The organism is Kitasatospora sp. NPDC057904 (genome assembly GCF_042887925.1).
Taxonomy (GTDB): domain Bacteria; phylum Actinomycetota; class Actinomycetes; order Streptomycetales; family Streptomycetaceae; genus Kitasatospora.
The window spans coordinates 1-16,872 of sequence record NZ_JBHVOL010000004.1; the positions used below are offsets into that span (position 1 = coordinate 1).

Annotated in this window: 12 protein-coding genes; 1 reads left to right on the forward strand and 11 read right to left on the reverse strand. The window is 73.8% G+C overall.

Annotated elements, in window-relative coordinates; genetic code table 11:
• The 11 genes from ACFVSN_RS11715 to ACFVSN_RS11765 all read right to left on the reverse strand — a co-directional run.
• The coding region (locus ACFVSN_RS11715; protein WP_387598842.1) for a beta-ketoacyl synthase N-terminal-like domain-containing protein at positions 1-4,658 on the reverse strand (4,658 nt) is incomplete at its 3' end.
• A gap of 92 nt (positions 4,659-4,750) precedes the next feature.
• Complete coding sequence (locus ACFVSN_RS11720) at positions 4,751-5,647, reverse strand: alpha/beta hydrolase (protein WP_380448151.1); 897 nt, start codon at positions 5,645-5,647, stop codon at positions 4,751-4,753.
• 2 nt (positions 5,648-5,649) lie between these two features.
• Positions 5,650-5,844, reverse strand: coding sequence for a ferredoxin (locus ACFVSN_RS11725; protein ID WP_359973423.1), 195 nt, complete (start codon positions 5,842-5,844; stop codon positions 5,650-5,652).
• A 59-nt stretch (positions 5,845-5,903) separates the two neighbouring features.
• On the reverse strand, positions 5,904-7,124 hold the full coding sequence (locus tag ACFVSN_RS11730; protein ID WP_380448153.1) for a cytochrome P450: 1,221 nt from the start codon (positions 7,122-7,124) through the stop codon (positions 5,904-5,906).
• Positions 7,121-8,290: an acyltransferase family protein gene (locus ACFVSN_RS11735; RefSeq protein ID WP_387598847.1), complete on the reverse strand. Its 1,170-nt coding sequence runs from the start codon at positions 8,288-8,290 to the stop codon at positions 7,121-7,123. Before ACFVSN_RS11735 ends, ACFVSN_RS11730 begins: the two co-directional genes overlap by 4 nt.
• 73 nt (positions 8,291-8,363) lie before the next feature.
• Complete coding sequence (locus ACFVSN_RS11740) at positions 8,364-9,980, reverse strand: dipeptide ABC transporter ATP-binding protein (protein ID WP_387598850.1); 1,617 nt, start codon at positions 9,978-9,980, stop codon at positions 8,364-8,366.
• Complete coding sequence (locus tag ACFVSN_RS11745) at positions 9,977-10,849, reverse strand: ABC transporter permease (RefSeq protein WP_380448159.1); 873 nt, start codon at positions 10,847-10,849, stop codon at positions 9,977-9,979. Before ACFVSN_RS11745 ends, ACFVSN_RS11740 begins: the two co-directional genes overlap by 4 nt.
• Complete coding sequence (locus ACFVSN_RS11750; RefSeq protein ID WP_380448161.1) at positions 10,846-11,796, reverse strand: ABC transporter permease; 951 nt, start codon at positions 11,794-11,796, stop codon at positions 10,846-10,848. The genes ACFVSN_RS11745 and ACFVSN_RS11750 overlap by 4 nt, the downstream gene beginning before the upstream one ends.
• The gene (locus ACFVSN_RS11755; protein ID WP_387954711.1) at positions 11,796-13,430 is read right to left on the reverse strand and encodes an ABC transporter substrate-binding protein; all 1,635 of its coding nucleotides are present in this window, start codon (positions 13,428-13,430) and stop codon (positions 11,796-11,798) included. The genes ACFVSN_RS11750 and ACFVSN_RS11755 overlap by 1 nt, the downstream gene beginning before the upstream one ends.
• A 56-nt stretch (positions 13,431-13,486) precedes the next feature.
• Positions 13,487-14,533, reverse strand: a complete 1,047-nt coding sequence (locus ACFVSN_RS11760; protein WP_387954713.1) for an LLM class flavin-dependent oxidoreductase — start codon at positions 14,531-14,533, stop codon at positions 13,487-13,489.
• 112 nt (positions 14,534-14,645) lie between these two features.
• Positions 14,646-16,091 carry a DHA2 family efflux MFS transporter permease subunit gene (locus ACFVSN_RS11765; protein ID WP_387954715.1) on the reverse strand — a complete coding sequence of 482 codons (1,446 nt, stop codon included), beginning with the start codon at positions 16,089-16,091 and terminating at the stop codon, positions 14,646-14,648.
• 79 nt (positions 16,092-16,170) lie between these two features.
• On the opposite strand from ACFVSN_RS11765, the gene ACFVSN_RS11770 reads away from it, so the two are divergent.
• Complete coding sequence (locus tag ACFVSN_RS11770; RefSeq protein ID WP_359973406.1) at positions 16,171-16,863, forward strand: TetR/AcrR family transcriptional regulator; 693 nt, start codon at positions 16,171-16,173, stop codon at positions 16,861-16,863.
• Positions 16,864-16,872 lie beyond the last annotated feature (9 nt).

The following is a 16,872-nucleotide window of genomic DNA, read 5'->3' on the forward strand; positions in this document are numbered from 1 at the left end:
CCGCGGTGGAGGGCGGGGTGGTCCTGGTCGTTGGCGAGGGCGTCGAGTGCTGCGAGGGCTTCGTCGCGGTCGGCCGCCACCACCGCCGCACGGTGTGCCAAGGAGGACCGACCGGTGGCCAACTGCCGTGCGATGGACGACGGATCGAGCTCGGGGTGCTCGGCGGCATGTGACCGGAGCCGTTCGGCCTGGGCACGCAAGGCCTTCTGGCTGTGGGCGGAGAGCGGCCACAGCGTCGGCCCGGTCGGCGTGGGTTCCACCGGCTCGGTGGTCGGGGCCTCGGCCAGGGCGGGAGCCTGTTCGAGGATGACGTGGGCGTTGGTGCCGCTGATGCCGAAGGAGGACACGGCGGCGCGGCGGGGGTGGCCGTTGGGGGTCCATTCCCGTTCGTGGGTGAGGAGTTCGACGGTGCCGGTGGTCCAGTCGACGTGGGGGGTAGGTTCGTCGATGTGGAGGGTGCGGGGCAGGAGGCCGTGGTGCATGGCCTGGATCATTTTGATGATGCCGCCGACGCCGGCGGCGGCCTGGGTGTGGCCGATGTTGGATTTCAGGGAGCCGAGCAGGAGGGGGTGTTCGGCGGGCCGGTCCTGTCCGTAGGTGGCGAGGATGGCCTGGGCTTCGATGGGGTCGCCGAGGCGGGTGCCGGTGCCGTGGGCCTCGACGGCGTCGATGTCGGCGGGGGTGAGTGCGGCCTGGTGGAGGGCCTGGCGGATGACGCGTTCCTGGGCTGTGCCGTTGGGGGCGGTGAGGCCGTTGGAGGCGCCGTCCTGGTTGATGGCGGAGCCGCGGACGAGGGCGAGGACGTGGTGGCCGTTGCGGCGGGCGTCGGAGAGGCGTTCGACGAGGAGGAGGCCGACGCCTTCGGACCAGCCGGTGCCGTCGGCCGCCGCGGCGAACGGCTTGCAGCGGCCGTCGGCGGACAGTCCGCGCTGCCGGCTGAACTCCAGGAACATGCCGGGCGTCGGCATGACCGTGACGCCGCCGGCGAGTGCGAGGTCGCACTCGCCCTGCCGCAGGGCTTGGGCGGCGAGGTGCAGGGCGACGAGGGAGGAGGAGCACGCGGTGTCGACGGTGACCGCCGGGCCCTCCAGCCCGAACGTGTAGGCGATCCGGCCGGAGGCGACGCTCACGGTGCCGCCGGTCAGCAGGTAGCCGTCGAGGCCGTCGGCGGGTTCGTGCAGCCGGGCACCGTAGTCCTGCGCGGTCGCGCCGATGAAGACGCCCGACGCGCTCCCGCGCAGTCCGTCGGGTGCGATGCCGGCGCGTTCGAACGTCTCCCACGCGGTTTCCAGCAGCAGGCGCTGCTGCGGGTCCATCGCGAGGGCCTCGCGCGGGCTGATCCCGAACAGTGCGGGGTCGAACTCGCCCGCGTCGTGGAGGAATCCGCCCTTGCGGGTGTAGGACGTGCCGGGGTGGTCCGGGTCGGGGTCGTACAGCGCGGAGAGGTCCCAGCCGCGGTTGGTGGGGAAGTCGCCGATGGCGTCGGTGCCGGAGGCGACGAGCCGCCAGAGGTCCTCGGGGGAGGCGACGCCGCCCGGGTAGCGGCAGGCCATGCCGACGATCGCGATCGGGTCGTCGGCGCCGGTCCGGGAGGGGGCCGTGGCCGGCGCCGCGACGTCCGTCCGGGTGCCGGACAGCCGCTCGTGGAGCATCCCGACGACGGCCTCGGGGGTCGGGTGGTTGTAGATCAGCGCGGTCGGCAGTGTCAGCCCGGTGGCGGCCTGCAGGCGGTCGCGCAGCTCGACCCCGGCGAGCGAGTCGAAGCCGAGGTCCTTGAAGGTGCGGCCGGTGTCCACGGTGTCACCCGTGACGTGGCCGAGCACGATGGCGGTCTGGGTGCGCACGAGGTCGAGCAGTTCGACGGGCGCGGCCGGTCGGGCCGGGCGGCCCGCCGAGGCCGGGCCCGCCGGCCCGGTCTGCGGTGCCGGTGCGGGGGCCGTCGCCGGTGCGGGGGCGGTCTCGGGCGCGGGGGACGCGGCCGGGGTGTCGAGCCAGTGGCGTTCGCGCTGGAACGCGTAGGTCGGCAGGGGGACGGGACGTCCACCCCGGACGGCGGGTGACCCGGCCCAGTCCACCCGGGCGCCCCGGACGTGCGCGCCCGCGAGGGCGGCCAGCAGGGTCGTCGGTTCGGGACGGCCGCGGCGCAGCGCGGCCAGCAGCACGGGGTCGTCCTCGTCCTGGCCCGCCAGGGACTCGCGGCCCATGCCGGTGAGCACGGCGTCGGGGCCGAGTTCGAGGAACACGCCGACGCCGTTGCGGCGCAGCGTGCGGATGCCGTCGTGGAAGCGGACGGCCTCGCGGATGTGCCGCGTCCAGTACGCGGGGGAGGTGAGCTCCTCGGCGGTGGCGAGCTCGCCGGTGACGTTCGAGACCACCGGGACGCGGGGTGCGTGGAAGGTCAGTCCGGCGGCGACGCGGTGGAACTCGTCGAGGACGGGGTCCATGTGGGGGGAGTGGAAGGCGTGGCTCGTGGTGAGGCGCCGGGTGCGCCGGCCCTGGGCGGTCAGCGCTTCGGTGACGCGCAGGACGTCGGGTTCGTCGCCGGCGATGACGACGGCGCGGGGTCCGTTGACGGCGGCGAGGGAGACGCGCGCGTCGAGGAGCGGCAGCACCTCGTCCTCGGTGGCCTCGACGGCGGCCATGGCCCCGCCCGCGGGCACTGCCTGCATGAGCCGTCCGCGGGCGGCGACCAGGAGTGCGGCGTCGTCGAGCGAGAGGACTCCCGCGGCGTGGGCGGCGACGATCTCGCCGACGGAGTGGCCGGCGAGGTGGTCCGGCGTCAGGCCGAACCGTCCCACCAGGTGGTGGAGGGCGGTTTCGAGGGCGAAGAGGGCGGGTTGGGTGTAGCGGGTCTGGTGGAGGAGCGCGGCTTCGGGGGTGCCCTCGTCGGCGAAGACGATGTCGCGCAGCGGGTGGTCGAGGTGGGGGTCGAGGGCGGCGCAGGCGGCGTCGAAGGCGGCGGCGAACTCGGGGTGGGCGGCGTGGAGTTCGCGGCCCATGCCGGCGCGCTGACTGCCCTGGCCGGTGAACAGGAACGCGACGCCCGCGGGGCCGGACGCCCGCCCCCGCACGATCGCCGGATGGTCCTCGCCGGCGGCCAGCGCCTCGACGCCGCGCAGCAGCCCGGCGGGGTCGTCCGCCAGCACCACGGCGCGCTCGTCGAAGAGCGTCCTCGTGGTGGCCAGCGCATGGGCCGTGTCGACCGGGCGGGCGGTGCCGGCCCCGGGGGCCAGGTGGTCGCGGAGCCGGGCGGCCTGGGCCCGCAGGGACCGGGCGTCGCGTGCGGACAGCGGCCACGGGACGGGTCCGGCGCCGTCCGCGCCCTGTTCGGCGGCGAGAGCGGTGGCGGAGCCGGCCGGTGTGCTCACCGGGCCCGTTCCGCGCAGCTCGGCCACGCTCGCGGCATCGGCCAGCACCACGTGGCAGTTGGTGCCGCCCATGCCGAACGAGCTGACGCCCGCGACCAGCGGGAGCTCCGCCCGTGGCCACGGGCCCTGCTCGGTGCGCACCCGCAGACCGAGCTCGTCCAGGGGGATCGCCGGGTTGGGCGCGCGGAAGTTGAGGCTCGCCGGGATGCTGCCCCGCGAGATGGCCAGCGCCGTCTTCAGCAGGCCGACGAGTCCGGCGGCGCCCTCCAGGTGGCCGACGTTCGTCTTCGCCGAGCCGACGTGCAGCGCGTCGTCCGGCGTCCGGCCGCGGCCGAGCACGGCGCCCAGGGCCGCCGCCTCGACCGGGTCGCCCACCGGCGTGCCGGTGCCGTGCAGTTCGACGTACTGCACGGCGAGCGGCGGGGTGCCGGCCCGCTCGTGGGCCGTGCGCAGCACGGCCTCCTGCGCGGTCCGGTCGGGGACGGTCAGGGCGGTGGAGGCACCGTCGTTGTTGACGGCGCTGCCGAGGATCACGCAGTGCACGTGGTCGCCGTCGGCGAGCGCGCGGTCGAGGGGCTTGAGGACGACGGCGACGCCGCCCTCGCCGCGGACGTAGCCGTTGGCGCGGGCGTCGAACGTGTAGCAGCGTCCGTCGGGGGAGAGGGCGCCGAACCGGGCGCTGTCGGCACTGGATCCGGGGGAGAGGATCAGGTTGACCCCGCCGACGACGGCGAGTTCGGACTCGCCGCTGCGCAGGCTCTCGCAGGCCAGGTGGACCGCGACGAGCGACGAGGACTGTGCCGCGTCCACCGTGAGGCTCGGGCCGGTGAGGCCGAGGACGTACGAGAGCCGGTTGGCGAGGATCCCGCGGTGGAGGCCGGTCACCGCGTGGCGGTCGCCGGCGTCCTCACCGCGGCGGTGGTGCAGGGCCGCGTAGTCGTCCCAGATGGCGCTCGCGAACACCGCGGTGCGGCTGCCGGTGAGTGCGGCCGGGACGATTCCGGACTCCTCCAGCGCCTCCCAGCCGAGTTCGAGCATCAGCCGCTGCTGCGGGTCCATCGCCGCGGCCTCGCGCGGGGAGATCCCGAAGAAGGCGGCATCGAAGCGGTCGACCTCGTCGAGGAAGGCGCCACGGGCGGGGGCGGCAGCGGACCACCGGCCCGCCGGCGCCTCTCCCACCGCGTCCTCGCCGCTGCTGAGCAGCTGCCAGAACGCGGCGGGGTCGGGCGCCTTGGGCAGGCGGCAGGCGAGTCCGATGACGGCGATCGGTGCGGAGTGGTCGCTACGCATGGTCTGTGACGTGCTCCCTCGTCGACGACGACCTGGTGGCAACCACCCTCGCCAGCGGGGCTAACGACGACCTTTGCGCGTTCTAAACCCTGCTAAACCCGGCGGTCCGGGTGCAGCCCGCGGCGCAGCGTGACCAGGTGCTCGACCGCGATCCGCTGCTGGTCCTCCGGGGCCGCCGCGCCGCCGAAGGCGTGGTAGGCACCGGGGTAGTTGTGGACTTCGGTGGGCACACCCGCCTCGGCGAGCCGTAGGCCGTAGCGGAGTCCCTCGTCGCGCAGCGGGTCGAGGCCCGCCGTGGAGATGTACGCCGGTGGCAGGCCGCGGAGGTCCGCGGCGCGGGCCGGTGCGGCGTACTTCGGCGTCGTCTCCCGCCCCGCCCCGAGGTAGAGCTGCCAGCTCTCCTCGGCGAGCGGCCGGTTCCAGATGGGTGTGGCGGTGTGTTCGGCCATCGAGGGGGTGTTCAGCCGGTCGTCCAGCACCGGGGTGCTCAGGTGCTGGAAGCACAGCGCGGGGCCGCCGCGGTCGCGCGCGAGCAGGGTGAGGCCCGCGGCGAGACAGCCGCCGGAGCTCGCGCCGGCCACGGCGAGCCGGGCCGGGTCGGCGCCCAGCTCGGCCGGGTTCGCGGCGGTCCACTCCAGTGCCGCCCAGCAGTCGTCCAGACCCGCCGGGAACGGGTGCTCGGGCGCGAGCCGGTAGGCCACGGCGACCACGACGGCCGAGGCGTGCAGGGCGGCCTGCGCGGCGCCGTGGTGAGCGGCGTCCACGTTGCCGAGGACGAAGCCCCCGCCGTGGATCCAGAGCACCGCGGGCAGCGCGGCGTCCTCGGCGTCGGGCCGGTAGATCCGCACCCGCACGTCCGGGGCCCCCGGAGGGCCGGGCACGAACAGCTCGCGCACCGAGACGCCTGGTACGGCGGGCAGTTCGCCGAGCGGGCGCGGGCCGGCCCGGTGGTCGGCGATCGCGTCGGCGAGGTTTCCCGTCACGGGCATGGTCAGGCCTCCAGGGCGATCGCCTGCGACGGGCAGAGCGCGATGGTCTCGCGCAGCCGCGCTTCCTCCGCCTCCCCCTCCACCGAGGGTGTCAGCACGAGCACCGTGCCTTCCGTCGACTGGTCGAAGCGGTCGGGTGCGGACAGGACGCACTGTCCCGCGCCCAGACACCTTCCGGTGTCGGCCGTGATGCGCATTGTTCTCCTCGTTGTTCTGATCCGTCAGGTACCGCTGCCAGTCTGCAGATTGGCACTCGTCACCAGGTGACCGGCAGTTTCCAGACGCCCTGGACCCCGCCCGCCTCCTTGACCGGCAGTTCCGTCTCCGGCACGGCCAGCCGCAGACCCGGCAGCCGGCGGAAGAGCGTGGACAGGGCGATCTCCATCTCTGCCCGGGCCAGGTTCTGGCCGATGCACTGGTGGACGCCGTGGCCGAAGGAGATGTGGTGCCGGGCACCGCGGGCGACGTCGAACGACCCGGCCGCGGGGAAGGCGGCCTCGTCCCGGTTGGCGGTGGAGATGACCACGACGACCCCGTCACCGGCCTTGATGCGCTGTCCGCCCAGCTCGGTGTCGGTGGTGGCGAACCGGGCCACGCCGTCGGCGATCGCCATGTAGCGCAGCAGTTCCTCGACCGCGGTCGGCAGCACGTCCGGGTTGTCGCGCAGGGCGGCGAGCTGGTCCGGGTGCTTCAGCAGGGTGAGGACACCGAGGGCGATGGCGCTCGCGGTGGTCTCGTGGCCCGCGACGAGCAGCAGCAGTGCGATGTCCACCAGTTCGCGGTGGGAGAGCGCGCCGACGGCCAGCTGCTCGGCGATCAGGGTGTCGAGCAGCCCGTCGCCCGGTTCGCGTTCCTTGCGCCGGATCAGCTCGTCGAGGTAGGAGCTCAGCTGCGCGAAGGCGTCGGCGCTGTCCTCCAGGGTGGTGCTCCCGGTGACCACGCGCCGTGACTGCTGTTCGAAGAACGTGTGGTCGGCGTAGGGCACGCCGAGCAGCTCGCAGATGACGATCGACGGCACGGGCAGCGCGAAGTCGGGAACGAGGTCGGCCACCGGGCCCTTGGCCTCGATGGCGTCCACGAGCTCGTCGACCAGGCGCTGGATGCCGGGGCGCAGCGCCTGCACCTTCTTGACGGTGAAGGTGGAGAGCAGCATGCGCCGCTGGACGGTGTGTTCCGGCGGGTCCATGCCGATGAAGTTCTTGACCTTGCGCGCGGATTCGAAGCGCGGGGCGGTGGCCGGGTAGTCGCGGTGGACGCGGTCGGAGGAGAAGGTGGCGGCGTCGAGCAGGACCTGACGGGCCTCGGTGTGGCCGCTGACGGCCCACACCCGGCGGCCGTCGTAGAGCTCGACGGCGGAGACCGGTCCTTCCTCGCGGTACCGGTCGTAACCGGACGGCGGCTGGAAGGGGCAGCCGCGGGCCTGGGGGTACGCCGGTGGTCGGCGGTCGTCGCTCGCGGCTCGCGTGGTGTCGGTCATTCCTTGGCCTCCAGGGCGGGGACGGAAAGGGGTGTGGTGTGCGGCGCGCGGCGCTCCGCGCGAGGTGTGCTGAGCAGGCGCACGAGCGGGCTCTCGACCCAGGTGAACAGCGCGAGGGCCAGCACCAGGCAGAACGCCAGAGCCGCGACGAGCAGGGCGGCCGCGGCGGCCGTCGGCAGGCTCCGCCCCTCGACGAGCCACCGGTGCCCGTACGTGACGACGAGGCCGTGCACCATGTAGAAGGCGAAGGAGAGTTCGCCGAGCCGTACCAGGAGCCGGCCCCGGAACGGGGTCGGGGTGCCGTCGCGGTCGGCGACGGCGGCGCTCGCGACCAGCGGGGTGAGCCAGAGGGCGGCGGTGCCCGCGACGCCGTACAGGTACGGCACGGCCGAGTTGAGGGCGTAGCCGCCGACGGCGATCAGGCTGGCCGGCCACAGGCCGATCCGCGGCCACGAGCCGGACAGCACGAGCCGGGCGGCGACCATGCCGAGGACGAACTCCAGCGCCCGGACCGGCGGGAAGAAGTAGACGAACCAGATCTGCTCGAAGGAGAGCGAGCCGTCGGCGATGAAGGGCAGCGGCTGTCCGTGCAGGGTGTGCAGGCTGATCCACGGGACCGCCACGGTGCACACGGCGAGGGCTCCGGCGAGGGCCCACAGGCGCCGTATCGGCACCCGGTCGAGCAGGCGCAGGAGCCACGGGAAGCTCAGGTAGAAGAACAGTTCGCAGGAGAGTGACCAGCTGACGGCGTTCATCGTGTTGGGGACCTGGATCTGCGGCACCCACGCCTGCAGCAGGAACAGGTTGGTCAGCGTGCCCTCCGTGGTGAAGACGTCGGAGGCCGCGAGCATCAGGGCGGCGGCGATCACGAAGGTGACCAGGTGGTTCGGGTAGATCTTGACGAGCCGACGCCGCCAGACCCGGGTCGCGGTGTCGTTCGGCCGCGCCGACCAGGTCAGGACGAAGCCGCTGAGCACGAAGAAGAAGCTCACGCCGTAGAAGCCGGCGTTGGCGAAGACGGTGCTGAGGGTGTCGCCCGCACCACCCGGGATGAACCGGGTCTGCCAGGTGGTGTGGAAGGCGAAGACGAGCAGGGCGGCGATGAACCGCATCCCGGTGAGCGAGGGCAGTCTGGTGGTTCTCGGCGGTCTCGGCGTGGCGGGCATGAGTGGCGGCCTCCGGGGCGCAAGAGTGTCCGAAATTGGCCCTTCGAGGCTTGCAGCGGCTCATTGGCCGGATCTAAAGCTGTTCTTTGGCAGCACCAAACGCCGCACGGGTGCGGCGCGGTACCGCGTCGAGCAACTCCGCGGTGTACGGGTGCGAGGGCGTCGCGAGGACCTCCTCCACCGGTCCCGACTCCACGACGCGGCCGGCGCGCATCACCATCACCCGTGTGCACACCTCCCGGACGACCGCCAGGTCGTGGGAGACGAAGAGCGTCGCCAGACCGAGGGAGTCCTGCAACTCCCGCAGCAGGTCGAGGATCTGTGCCTGGACGGACACGTCCAGCGCCGACACCGGTTCGTCGCACACGAGCACCCGGGGCCCGGGGGCGAGCGCCCGGGCGATGGCCACGCGCTGACGCTGGCCGCCGGACAGGGCGAGCGGCCGGCGCTCCAGCAGTTCCTGCGGGAGTCCCACCTGCCGCAGCAGCCGCACCGTCCGGTCGTGGCGCTCCGCGCGGGCCGTTCCCGCGGCGCCCAGGGCCTCGTCGATGATCCGGGCCACCGTCCAGCGCGGGTCGAAGGCGCTCAGCGGGTCCTGCGGGACGAGCTGGATGGCGTGCCGCCGGGCCCGCCGGGCCCGTTCGGGCAGCGTGCTCCACGGCTCGCCGTCCAGCCGCACCTCGCCGGTGTCGGGAGCCAGCAGGCCGAGGGCGATCCGGGCGAGCGTGGACTTCCCGGAGCCCGACTCGCCGACGAGGCCGAGCGCCTCGCCGGCGTGCAGGGTGAACGAGACCTGCTCCACGGCCGTCCGCCGGCTGCGTCGCGGACCCTGGTAGTGCTTGCCGACTCCCTCGGCCCGCAGCACCGGGCGGCCGGTGCCGCTGGACGGCCGGGCCGTCCGCGGGTGGCCGCCCGGCACCGCGGCCAGCAGCGAGCGGGTGTAGGCGTGGCGGGGGCGGTCGAGCACCTCGCCGACCGGGCCCGACTCGACGACGCGGCCGTCCTTCATCACCGCGACCTCGTCGGCCAGGGCCTCGACCACGGCGAGGTCGTGGCTGATCAGCAGCACGCCGGTGCCGGCCGCCTTCAACTCGCCCAGCAGTGCGAGGATCCGGGACTGCACGGCGGCGTCCAGCGCGGTCGTCGGCTCGTCGGCGATCAGGACGGCCGGGTCCGCTGCCAGGGCGGAGGCGATCAGCGCCCGCTGCCGGAGTCCGCCCGACAGCTGGTGGACGTACGCGCGGGCCCGCTCGGCCGGCTCCGGCACGCCGACCCGGGTCAGCAGATCGACCACCACCGCCCCGGCGTCGCGCCGGGGTACGGTCCGGTGGGTCAGCAACGATTCGGCGATCTCCCGGCCGACCGGGCGCAGCGGGTCGAGGGCGACCAGTGCGTCCTGGGCGACCAGCCCGATCCGCCGGCCCCGGACCGCACGCCAGTCGCGCGGCCCGAACTTCCGGGCGTCGTCCCCGCAGATGCGCAGCCGCTGCGCGGTGACGGCCGCGGTGGGTCCGGCGAGGCCCAGCAGGCTGCGGGCGAACGTGCTCTTGCCCGAGCCGGACTCGCCGACCAGGGCCAGGCACCGGCCGGCGTCCAGGCTGAGCGAGGCGCCGCGAACGGCGTGGACCTGTCCGCCCCCCGTGCCGAACCTGACGTCGAGCCCGGCCACGTCGATCAGTGGTTCCGTCATGCCGCGGACCGCCCTTCGGATCGTGCCTGTGCGTGGCGTCCCAGCACGGTGACGGTCACCACCGTGGTGACCAGCAGCAGGCCGGGGAAGAACGCGATCCACCAGGCCTGTTCGAGGAAGCCCTGGCCCTCGGTGAGCATCGCGCCCCACTCCGGCGTCGGCGGCTGGGCGCCGAGGCCGAGGTAGCTGAGCGCCGCCCCGGTGGAGACGGACGCGCCGAGGGTGACGGTCGCCAGGACGAGCAGCGGCGCGAGCGTGTTGGGCAGGACGTGCCGCAGGACGATCAGCGACCGGCGGACCCCGATCGCGACGGCGGCCTCGACGTACCCCGAGCGGCGCACCAGCAGGGCCTGGGCGCGGACCACCCGGGCGAAGCCGGGGGCGAGCCCGACCGCCACGGCGGCCGTCGCGCCCGTCACGCCCTTGCCGACGACGAGGACGACCAGGAGGGCGAGCAGCAGGCCGGGCACCGCGAGCAGCGCGTCGGCGATGCGCATCAGCAGGGCGTTCCCGAACCGGCCGGACAGCGCGGCGGCCAGGCCCCAGAGCACGGCGAGGGCCACTCCGCAGCCGGTCGCCGCGGCGCCGATCGCGAGCGAGTAGCGGGTGCCGTGCACCACCCTGGTGAAGACGTCCCGGCCGAGCTGGTCGGTGCCGAACCAGTGCTCGGAGCCCGGCGGCTGGAGCGCGTTCAGCGGATCGGTGTCGGTCGGGTTGCCGTCCGCGAACAGGGACGGGACGAGGGCGGCCAGCAGGATCAGGGCCAGCAGGGCCGCGGCGAGCAGCACGCCGGGCCGCGGCCGGACGCCCGGGACCCGTTCGGTCAGCGCCGTCAACGGGCCGGTCCGCACCGGCTGTTCGGTGGTCATGCCGCCGTCACCCCCGTTCCCTCGCGCAGCCGCGGATCGACCAGCGCGTACAGCACCTCGATCAGCGCGCCCACGGCGACGAACACCACCGCGGACAGCGCGACCACTCCCTGCACGACCGGGAGGTCGCGGCCCTCGACGGCCTGCAGGGTGACCCGGCCGATCCCGGACCTGGCGAACACGTCCTCCACGACCACCGCCCCGCCCAGCAGCGTGCCGGTGAACCAGCCGGTCAGGGTGAGCGCCGGCAGGGCGGCGTGCCGCAGCCCGTGCCGCACGCGCACGGCGGGCTCGGCGAGTCCGCGGGCCCGGGCGGTCTGCGCGAACGGCTGCTCCAGGGCCCGCAGCAGTCCCTCGCGCACGACCGGGATGAGGACCGCGGCGATCGGCAGGGCCAGTGTGGCCACCGGCAGGACGAGCGACCGCACGTCGTCGCCGTCGGAGACGGGCAGCCAGCCGAGCCGGAACGAGAAGACCGTCAACAGGACGATCCCGAGCCAGAAGGACGGCGTGGAGACGACGACCAGCTCGATCGCGGCCGACACCCGGCGCGGCAGCCGGGAGCGGCCCGAGGTGAGCACCGCGACGGCGACCGCCAGCGCCACCGCCACCAGCGTGGCCCACAGCGCCAGTTCGGCGGTCGGCCGGAACTGTGCGGAGAGCACGGAGGAGACCGGCTGCTGCAGCTGGTAGGAGTCGCCGAGGTCGCCGTGCGCCAGCCGGAGCAGGTAGCGCAGGTACTGGACGGCCAGCGGCTGGTCGAGGCCGTAGTGGTGCCGGACCTCCGCCCGCTGCTCGTCGCCGACCAGGGAGTTCGAGCCGACGATGGCGTTCACCGGGTCGCCGGGGATCAGGTGCAGCGCCAGGAAGGCGCAGCTGGCCGCGCCCCAGACCACGAGGACGGCGCCCCCGAGCCGGGACGCGACGACACGCAGGAGGGCGGGCATCAGCGGGCCTCCGTCCAGGCGCCGTAGAACTCGGGCCAGGCCGAGCTGCCGAGGCGCAGGCCGTGCACCTTCCGGTTCACGCCCACGGCGGCCTTCACGACGTACGCGGGCACCACGGCCGCCTGATCGAGCGCCCAGCGCTGCACCTCGGCGTAGTCCGCGGCGCGCTCGTCCGGCGACTGGGACGCCTGGGCCCGCCGGAGCCAGTCGTCGACCCCGGGGTCGGAGACCCGGGAGAAGTTGTGGCCGGTGGCCGAACCCTCGGTGGTGAGGAAGAAGTGGCTGAGCATGTCGCCGTCGGCGCGGCCCCAGGAGGTCTCGACCACGTCGTAGCGGCCCTGGGCCAGCCGTCCCGCGACCTCGGTGGCGTCGGTGGAGGCGGCCAGGTCCAGTCTGATCCCGGACTTCTTCAGATCGCCCTGGACCGCCTGTGAGAAGAGGCTCGGCTTGCCGTAGACGGGTGCGACGACGGTGAGCGTGCGGCCGTCCCTGGTGCGGTAGCCCTGGGCGTCGCGGCCGGTCCAGCCGGCCTCGTCCAGGAGCCGGCCGGCCAGCGCGCGGTCGAACGGCCAGCTCTTCTCCAGGGCGGCGTCGTAGCTGTGCGGGGTGGAGGGGGCGAGCGGGCTCCAGGCGCGCGTGCCGGTGCCCTGGAAGACGGACTTGGTGATGGCGTCGAGGTCGATGGCGCGCTGGAAGGCCGTGCGCACCCGCACGTCGGAGAAGAGCTCGCTGCGGGTGTTGAGGAAGAAGGTGTCCACCACGCCGGGGACGTCCATGGTGAGGATGCCGAGGTGGGGATCCCGGGACACCATGGGCGCCTGGTTGGCCGGGACGGCGTCGATGGCCGACACCTGGCCCGAGGTCAGCGCGCCGACCCTGGTGGTGTCCTCGGCGATGAACCGCAGCGTGAGGGAGTCGAGCACGGCCGGGCCGCTGTGCCCGGCGTGCTCGGGGGCCCACTGGTAGCCGGGGTTCCTGCTGTACTGCCGCTGCTGGCCGCGCAGGTAGGCGCCGGCCTTGAACGGGCCCGAGCCCACCGAGTCGGTGCCGGAGCACAGCTTGTCCGCGCCGGCCTTGAGCGAGGCCGGCGAGGCGATGCCCAGGTACGTGGTGCTGAGGGCCTGCAGGAAGGGTGCGTAGGGGCGCTCGAAGCGCACCTCCAGCTGGTACTTCCCGGTGACGGTGGTTCCCTGGTACGGGCCGAGCAGGCCCGCGGCGTACTGGGAGCGGGTCTCCTTGGCCGTGATGTGGTCGAAGTTGGCCTTCACCGCCTCGGCGTCGAGCGGTGTGCCGTCGTGGAAGGTCACGTCCTGGCGGAGGGTGAAGGTGTAGACCTCGCCGTCCTCGCTCGTGCGCCAGGACTGCGCGAGCCAGGGTTCCAGCTCGCCGTCCGGGGTCTGGTAGACCAACGAGTCGAACACCGGCCGCTGGACGAAGGCCGTCACGTCCTGGGCGCTGGTGTGCGGGTCCCAGCAGTCCGGCTCCTTCTTCACCGCGTACGTCAGGTGGCCGCCGGTGCGCGGCTCGGAGCCGCCCGGCGTGCCGTCGGCGCCGGGGCCGCAGGCCTGGGCGCCGACAAGCACGAGAACGGACAGCAGCACGGCTTCGAGCGGGGCGGTGCGGCGCGAACGCATTCGAACTCCGGGGCGGCTGGCGGACTCTGGACCGTGCACGACTCTCTCGGGGATCTCTAAAGCCGAACTGAAACACCCTCGGTGCCGGCCCCGGGCTGCACCGCGGCCGCGGCCTCGGCGAGGAGCTCGAAGGAGCGCAGCCGCTCGCCCTGGTCGGGCACGATGGTCAGCGCCATCAGCTCGTCCGCGCCGGTGCGCGCCACCAGCGCGGTGAGCTTCTCGCGGACCGTCTCCGGGCCGCCGACCAGCTGGGGCTCGACCAGGTCGTCCAGGAACTGCCGCTCGGCCGGGGAGAACACGTGCGCGGCGGTCTCCCGCGCGGACGGGAAGGCGTCGAAGCGCGGCACCATGCGCATCCGTATCTTGCCGAGGAGGTAAGGTGCGGCCGCGGCCCGGGCCGCGGCGTCGGTCTCGGCCACCGTGACCAGCGCGGCGACCAGGGTGCGGGGCCGGTCGAGGTGGGCGGAGGGCCGGAAGGACCTGCGGTACAGCTCCAGGGCGTGCGCCGCGGCGTGCGGGTTGATCTGGTGGGCGAAGGCGTACGGCAGGCCGAGCGCGCCGGCCGCCTGGGCGCTCGACGGGCTGGAGCCCAGCATCCACAGGTCCGGGCGGCCGTCGGCGGCGGGCACCGCGACGATGCCGGAGTCGGGGGAGCCGGGCGCGAAGTACCCGTCGAGCTCGGCTATCTGGTGCGCGAAGTCGTCCTGGCCCAGCTCGGGCACCCGGCGCAGCGCGCGGGCGGTGAGCGGGTCGGTGCCGGGCGCGCGCCCGAGGCCGAGGTCGATCCGGCCCGGGTGCAGGGCCTCCAGCGTGCCGAACTGCTCGGCCACGACCAGCGGTGCGTGGTTGGGCAGCAGCACGCCGCCCGATCCGACCTTGAGGGTGGTGGTGACCGCGGCGAGGCTGCCGACGAGGACCCCCGGTGCCGAGGTGGCGAGGCTCGGGGTGTTGTGGTGCTCGGCGACCCAGTAGCGCAGGTAGCCGAGCGCCTCGACCTTGGGGGCGAGGGCCACGGTGTCGCGCAGCGCCTGGGTCGCGGTCCCGCCGGCGAAGACGGGCACGACGTCGAGGACGGACAGGGGGATTCCGGCGAGCTTGCTCATGGGTTCTCCACAGGTGGTCGACGGCCCGCGAGGGCCGGGTGTGGCCGGTGGTTCCGGTTCCCCGGGGCGCCGCCGGTCCCGTGACCGGCGGCGCCCCGTGAGGGACGGGACGTCAGACGCTCTCGGGCTGCGGCGCGGGCGAGGTCTCGGCGGCGGGCTGCGCCCGGCCCGGCAGGACGAGGCCCGCGACGAAGACGACGACGGCGGCGGCGACCGCCCACCAGAAGGCGTTGCTGAAGGACGCGTCGGTCGGGGCCGCGTGCTCGCCGCCGCCCTGGATGATCAGCGCGACGACGGCGATGCCGAGCGACGCGCCGATCTGGTTGAGGATGAAGACCGCGCCGGTCGCGCCGCCCACGGACTCGCCGGGCACGGTGCGGTAGACCGCGCCCATGGTGGGGGCACCGACCAGGCCCATGCCGAAGCCGGCGGCGAGCTGGGCGACGGTCAGCACGGCCTGCGAGGTGTCGGCGCCGGACTGGGTGAACACCAGGGCCCCGGCCCCGATCAGCAGGGCGCCGAGCGGTACCAGTTGCCGGGCGCCGAACTTGTCCGCGAGCTTGCCGGCGATCGGCATGCCGATCAGGGTGCCGAAGCCCAGCGGGGCCAGCAGCAGACCGGACTCCAGGACGGTGTGGTGGTGGACCTGCTGGTAGTAGAGCGGCAGCAGGAAGAGCAGCGAGAACAGGCCGCCGCCGAGCAGGAACATGGTGGCCACCGCGGCGCTGAAGCCCTTGTTGGTGAAGAGCCGCAGGTCGATCAGCGGGGCCTTGTCGGTGCGCAGCGCGTGCACGACGTAGCCGATGAACAGCACGACGCCGAGGACCAGGCCGATGATCACCTTGGCGCTGCCGAAGCCCTCGCTGCCCGCCTGGGACAGCGCGTAGACGATCGCCGCGAAGCCGGGCGGGAGCAGGGCGATGCCGAGGCCGTCGACCGGCACCGGGTCCCCGCTGGGCGCCGGGTCGGCCGGCAGGACCTTGACCGCGAGGATGATCGCGGCGAGCGCGAACGGGATGTTGACCAGGAACATCCACACCCAGGACAGGTTCTCCAGCAGCAGGCCGCCGACGATCGGGCCGACCACCGGGCCGAGGGTGATCGGCACCGAGATGAGGCCCATCACCCGGCCGATCCGCGCCGGTCCGGCGGCGCCGGCCACCACGGTCATCATGATCGGGTCGACCATGCCGCCGCCGAGGCCCTGGAGGACGCGGAACGCGATCAGGGACTCGACGTTCCAGGCGACGGCGCACAGCGTCGAGCCGGCCAGGAAGAGGGTCAGGCCGAGCAGCCACATCCGCTTGGCACCGAAGCGGACCATGGCCCAGCCGGCCAGCGGGATGGCCAGCGCCACCGCGAGCAGGTAGCCGGTGGTGATCCACTCGACGCTGGCCAGGGTGGCGTTGAAGTGGCCGCCCAGGGTGCTGATCCCGACGTTGACGATGGTCGCGTCGAGGTAGGACATCATGCCGCCGAGCACCATGACGCCGACCAGGGTGAGCAGCGGGCGGTCGAGCCGGGCGGGCCCGCCCCCCGCCGCGTTCGTTTCAGACACGGAAACTCCTTTGCACCAGACCGCCAAGCTAAATGAACTAGGTAGTTCATTTCGATGGCTGGGACGGTAGCATGGCTCCATGAGTGTTGGCGAGACCGAAAAGACGACCGGGAGCCCCGGCGACCGGGGCCGGATGGACAAGCGCCGAGCGATCGTGGAGGCCGCCCTGCGGGTCTTCGCGCGGGTCGGCTACGCCCAGGCGAGCCTCGACCAGATCGCCACCGAGGCGGGGGTCGCGAAGCCCACGATCTACAACCACCTCGGGTCCAAGGAGAACCTCTTCCGGCACGTCATGACGGAGACCGCGGCGCGCTCCAACGCGAAGACGATGGACGTGCTGGAGTCCTTCCCCAACGAGCCGCAGGACCTGCGGCCCGGGCTGGAGGACGTGGCCCAGAAGCTGGTCGACTGCTACTGCGACGAGCAGTCCGAGTCGGTGCGCCGCCTGCTGTACGCCGAGGCGGTGCGCTTCCCCGACCTCTTCGACGCCGTCCGGGCGAGCGGGCCGGACCAGTTCGTCGACGCGCTGGCCGGCCGCCTGGCCAGGCTGGCCAACGCCGGGCAACTGCGGATCGAGGACCCGGTCCGCGCCGCCAACCAGTTCATCGCCCTCGTCTACGAGGAACTGCCGGGCCTGAGCGGGCTGGGCACGCGGCCGCTCGACCACGCCGAGGTGACCAAGGTCGTCACCGCCGGGGTCGACACCTTCCTGCGCGCCTTCGGTACGGGGGCAGGCGTCGACCCCGGTACCGCTTCCGGTACCGGGGTCTGACGGATCCGG